Raw genomic sequence first — 4565 nt, 5'->3', positions numbered from 1 at the left:
CCCGGACTTCCCGCGCGGGCCGACGAGGGTGAAGGGGCCGCCGTACTCCGCGCACAGGTGCTGCCACAGCCGGTAGCGCCAGGTGTGTTCACCCGCGCTCCCGATGGTCATCGAGTCGCCGACGGGCATGAACCTGAGCATCCGGTCATCATCCTCGATCGGCCCGGTCACCGCGATGTGAGCCCGACCACCTGCCGTGAACTGCCGGGCGCAATGGCACTCTTGGGTCATGCGCCGACCCCTCGCCCCGCTCGCCGCGGCCACCGCCGTCCTGTTCGCCGCTCCGGCCCTGCTCGTGGGCGCGCTCGGTGCGCCCGCCGCGGCCGCCGGCGGCGACGACGCGGGTACCGGGAACGACTCCTTCACGATCCAGGACCCGCGGATCACCGAGTCCAGCGGGCTCGCCGCCTCCCGGCTCCACCCGGGCGTCTACTGGACCCACAACGACAGCGACGACGGCCCCTACCTCTACGCCGTCGACAGCGCGACCGGCGAGACCGTCGCCCGGGTGACCCTCACCGGGATCGGCACCCCCCGGGACGTCGAGGCGATCTCCATCGGGCCGGGCGACCGAATCTTCGTCGGGGACATCGGCGACAACCTCGACGGCACCTGGCCCCACGTGTGGATCTACGAACTGCCCGAGCCGAGGGAACTGCGGGACCAGACCGTGCGGGCCACGCAGTACGTCGTGACGTACTCCGACGGGGCCCGCGACGCCGAGTCCCTCGTCGTGCACCCGAAGACCGGACGCGTCTACATCGTCGACAAGAAGGAGGAGGGCGGGCACCTCTACGAGGGGCCCGAGAAGCTCTCCGCCTCGGGCGGCAACGTCTTCCGGCCGATCGCCCCCGTCGACCTGTGGGCCACCGACGCCGCCTTCTCGCCCGACGGCCGGCGGCTCGCCGTCCGCTCGTACTTCGGCGGCATCCAGTACAAGTGGGACGACGCGACGGACGGGAAGATCGAGCGCGAGGGGCGGCTCGGCGTGCCGCTCGCGGGGCAGGGCGAGTCCGTCAGCTACTCGGCCGACGGCTCCCGGCTGATGTACGGGAGCGAGGGCGAGCAGAGCCCGGTCGAGGCCCGGGAGGTGCCCGGGGGCGGCGGTGCCGGTGACGGGGGCGGCAAGGGCGGTGAGCCGTCCGGGGACGACGGCTCGGCCGCCGGTGAGGACGGGGACGGGATCGGCGGGGACGGGCTCGGGGCCGGCGTGATCGGTGTGGTCGTCGTGGGGGCCGCGCTGCTCGGACTACGCCGGCTGTTCCGGCGGGGCTGAGCGGTCCGGTCCCACCGGGCGGTCCGGGTCGGCCGGGCGGTCCGGGTCGGCCGGGCGGTCCGGCCCCATCGGGTGGTCCGAGTGGTCCGGTCCGGCCGCGGGGGCGGGGACGGACGGTGAGGCGGACGCCGGGGCGGTCTTCGCGGCGCGGGCGGTCACGAACACCTCCAGGCCGTCCAGGATGCGTTGCAGTCCGAACTCGAAGTGGTCGAAGTCGAAGCTGAACGTGTCCTCGGCGAGGGAGGCCAGGACGGGGTAGCGCCCGCTGAGGACGGCCTTCTCCAGGACCGGCTGCTGGGCCTCCCAGAACTCCGTGTCCGTCAGCCCGGAGGTGCGCTCGGCCTCCTGCTGGTAGAGCTGGGTGCGGGCCGCGCCGACGACGTACCCCTCGATCATGGTGATCGCCGACAGCAGCTCGGGATCGCTCAGGCCCATCGGCCTGATCCGGGACATCACCTTCTCCAGGCCGTCGAGCGCGCCCGGGCCGAGGAGCGGGCGGGTCTGGTTGACCTCCAGCAGCCAGGGGTGGCGGCGGTACAGGGCGAGCGTGCCGCGCCCCAGGACCTCCAGGGTCGAGCGCCAGTGACCGTCGCCGAAGCCGCCGGGGTCCTCGAAGACGCGCTGGACGCGGTCCAGCATCAGGTCGAGCAGCTCGGCCTTGCCGGGCACGTAGCGGTACAGGGACATCGTGCCGGTGCCCAGTTCCGTGGCGATCCGGCGCATCGAGAGGGCGCCGAGCCCCTCCCGGTCCGCGAGTGCGACGGCGGCCTCCACGATCCGCTCCAGCGTCAGGCCCGGTTTCGGCCCGCGGCTCGGCCGCCGGCCCGTGCCCCACAGCAGGTCGAGGGTGCGGGTGATGTCACCGCTCCCGCTCGTCTCCCTGCCGCTGGTCCGTCCACCGCTCGTCATGGGGCCAGTCTAGATCCGCGCGAAAAAACTGGGTACGACGTACGCGCAATCGAGTACGGTGTACCCGGTTGAAGGGAAGGGGGACCCATGGACGAAGGCCATGACAAGGGCGACGGACCCGGCCGCGGCGGACCCGTCGGGGACGACGACTACGCGGTGCGGGCCGAGGGGCTGGAGAAGCGGTACGGGGACAAGCGTGCCCTCGACGGCTTCGACCTCGCCGTCCGCAAGGGCACCGTGCACGGCCTGCTGGGGCCGAACGGCGCCGGGAAGACCACCGCCGTGCGCATTCTGTCGACGCTGGTCCGGCCGGCCGGGGGGCGGGCCACGGTGGCCGGTCTCGACGTCGCCCGGCAGGCGCGCGAGGTGCGGGCGAGGATCGGGCTCACGGGACAGTACGCGGCCGTGGACGAGGTGCTCACCGGCCGCCAGAACCTCGAGATGTTCGGACGGCTGTTCCACCTGGGCGGCAGGCGGGCCCGGCTGCGGGCCGCCGAACTGCTGGAGCGGTTCGACCTGAGCGACGCCGCCGACAAGGGCGTCGGCGCCTACAGCGGAGGGATGCGGCGGCGCCTGGACCTCGCCGCCTCCATGATCCTCGCGCCGGCCGTGCTCTTCCTGGACGAGCCGACGACGGGGCTCGACCCCCGCAGCCGGGGCGAGGTCTGGGACGCCGTCAGGGCGCTGGTCGCGGACGGTACGACCGTGCTGCTGACCACCCAGTACCTGGAGGAGGCCGACCGGCTGGCCTCCCGCATCACCGTCATCGACCGGGGCCGGGCCATCGCGGACGACACCCCGGACGGGCTGAAGAACCGGATCGGCGGCGACCGCGTCGAGGTCGTCGTCGCCGAACGGGCCGACATGCCGCGCGTGGTGAAGGTGGTGGCCCGGGTCTCCGACGGCGAACCGGAGGCCGACGAGAGCGAGGCGCGCGTGCACGCCCCGGTCACGGACCGGGTGGCCGCGCTGACCGAGGTGGCGCGCACCCTCCAGGACGAGGGGATCCGGGTCGAGGACATCGGGCTGCGCAGGCCCAGCCTCGACGACGTGTTCCTGCACCTCACCGGCCACCGCACGGACGTGCCGCGGACGAAGGAGGCCGCCGCATGAGCGCCGTCGACCTGACCGGCCCGGCGGACCCGGCGGACCCGGCGGACCCGGCCGGCCCGGACGGCCCGATCACCGCGCCCCTCGCGCGCGGCCGCGCGTACTGGGCGCTCGCCGACTGCTGGAACATCGTCCGCCGCGGCCTGACCCACTACCGGCGCCAGCCCGTGAACATCGCCTGGCAGCTGGGCTTCCCGATCCTGTCGGTGCTGCTCTACGGCTACGTCTTCGGCAGCGCGATGAGGGTGCCCGGCGGCGGGGACTACAAGGACTTCCTGATGCCCGGGATGTTCGTGATGACGATGGCGTTCGGTTTCATCAACACCGCGACCATCGTGGTGTACGACGCCACCAAGGGCGTGATCGACCGGTTCCGCTCGATGCCGATGGCGCCGTCCGCGGTGGTGTCCGGACGGGGGGTGACCGATCTGGTCGTCGCCTGCGCCGAGTTGGCGATCCTCGTGCTCACCGCGCTGGCCATGGGCTGGCGGCCGGACGGCGGCTGGGGCTTCCTCGCGGCGTTCGGACTGCTGCTGTGGCTGCGGTTCGCGCTCATCTGGCTCGGCGTCTGGCTCGGGCTCCTGGTGCCCAACCCGGAGGCGGCGGGGGGACTGTTCGCGGTCGCCTTCCCGCTGACGATGATCTCCAGCATCTTCGTCGCCCCGCAGCTCATGCCCGACTGGCTGGGCTGGGTCGCCGCCTGGAACCCGATCTCGTCCACGGCCGCCGCCACCCGCGAGCTGTTCGGCACGCCGGTCGGCGGCGGCGACTCCTGGGTCGAGCAGCACGCGCTGCTGATGGCGGGGGTGTGGCCGCTCGTCCTCACGGCGGTCTTCCTGCCGCTCGCGGTGCGGAGGTTCCAGCGGCTGAGCAGGTGAGCCGCTGACGCGGCACGGTCCGGGGGAAGGCGGACCCGGTCGGGAGGCGGACGGTGTCCGGGGTGTGAACGCCGTCCGCCTCCTTGACGCGCTCATGGGGCGCGGCTCGCACGGAGGACGTGGCTCGCACGGAGGGCGCGGGGTGGCGGGGGTGCTCCCGCCCGCTCCGGGCCCGCCTCCGAGAGGGGGAGGACCGGCGTCCCGCCGCCCGCCGGTCCTCCTCCCCGGCGGCGCCGCACGGCCGGCGGACGCGGCCTAGCGTTCCGCCTTCGTCCAGGGTCTGACCCCGAGCTTCCCGGTGGTTCCGAGGTCGAGGCGCGGGGTCACCGTCACCGGGTCGGCGCCCTCCTTCGCCCGGACCCGTACGTGGGGCACGTTCACCGCCGTGCCGG

General features: G+C 73.7%; 3 protein-coding genes and 3 pseudogenes. 3 read left to right on the top strand and 3 right to left on the bottom strand.

Annotation, left to right across the window (positions count from 1 at the left end; all coding sequences use genetic code 11):
* A pseudogene (locus AOK18_RS34770) lies at window positions 1–231 on the bottom strand (hypothetical protein); the annotation flags it as partial.
* Between AOK18_RS34770 and AOK18_RS26605 the strand changes: the two are divergent.
* Window positions 230–1276 carry a hypothetical protein gene (locus AOK18_RS26605; RefSeq protein ID WP_055695985.1) on the top strand — a complete coding sequence of 349 codons (1047 nt, stop codon included), beginning with the start codon at window positions 230–232 and terminating at the stop codon, window positions 1274–1276. The pseudogene AOK18_RS34770 and the gene AOK18_RS26605 sit on opposite strands and share 2 nt — an antisense overlap.
* 105 nt (window positions 1277–1381) lie before the next feature.
* Here the strand turns inward: AOK18_RS26605 and AOK18_RS26600 are convergent.
* Window positions 1382–2185: pseudogene (locus AOK18_RS26600) on the bottom strand (TetR/AcrR family transcriptional regulator); the annotation flags it as partial.
* 87 nt (window positions 2186–2272) lie between these two features.
* Between AOK18_RS26600 and AOK18_RS26595 the strand changes: the two are divergent.
* Both AOK18_RS26595 and AOK18_RS26590 read left to right on the top strand, forming a co-directional pair.
* Entirely contained in the window at window positions 2273–3298 is a 1026-nt protein-coding gene (locus tag AOK18_RS26595; RefSeq protein ID WP_055573651.1) for an ATP-binding cassette domain-containing protein, read from the top strand.
* Entirely contained in the window at window positions 3295–4173 is an 879-nt protein-coding gene (locus tag AOK18_RS26590; RefSeq protein ID WP_240503321.1) for an ABC transporter permease, read from the top strand. The genes AOK18_RS26595 and AOK18_RS26590 overlap by 4 nt, the downstream gene beginning before the upstream one ends.
* Before the next feature lie 255 nt (window positions 4174–4428).
* Here AOK18_RS26590 and AOK18_RS35570 read toward each other — a convergent pair.
* Window positions 4429–4565: pseudogene (locus tag AOK18_RS35570) on the bottom strand (DUF4232 domain-containing protein); the annotation flags it as partial.

It is taken from the genome of Streptomyces prasinopilosus, from assembly GCF_001419695.1.
Lineage (GTDB): Bacteria > Actinomycetota > Actinomycetes > Streptomycetales > Streptomycetaceae > Streptomyces > Streptomyces prasinopilosus.
The sequence above is the reverse complement of the archived record's forward strand: the minus strand, read 5'-3'. Positions and strand labels throughout refer to the sequence as shown.

Coding starts and splice junctions, on each gene's coding strand:
- AOK18_RS26605 (WP_055695985.1), top strand. CDS start 230: ATGCGCCGACCCCTCGCCCCGCTCGCCGCGGCCACCGCCGTCCTGTTC.
- AOK18_RS26595 (WP_055573651.1), top strand. CDS start 2,273: ATGGACGAAGGCCATGACAAGGGCGACGGACCCGGCCGCGGCGGACCC.
- AOK18_RS26590 (WP_240503321.1), top strand. CDS start 3,295: ATGAGCGCCGTCGACCTGACCGGCCCGGCGGACCCGGCGGACCCGGCG.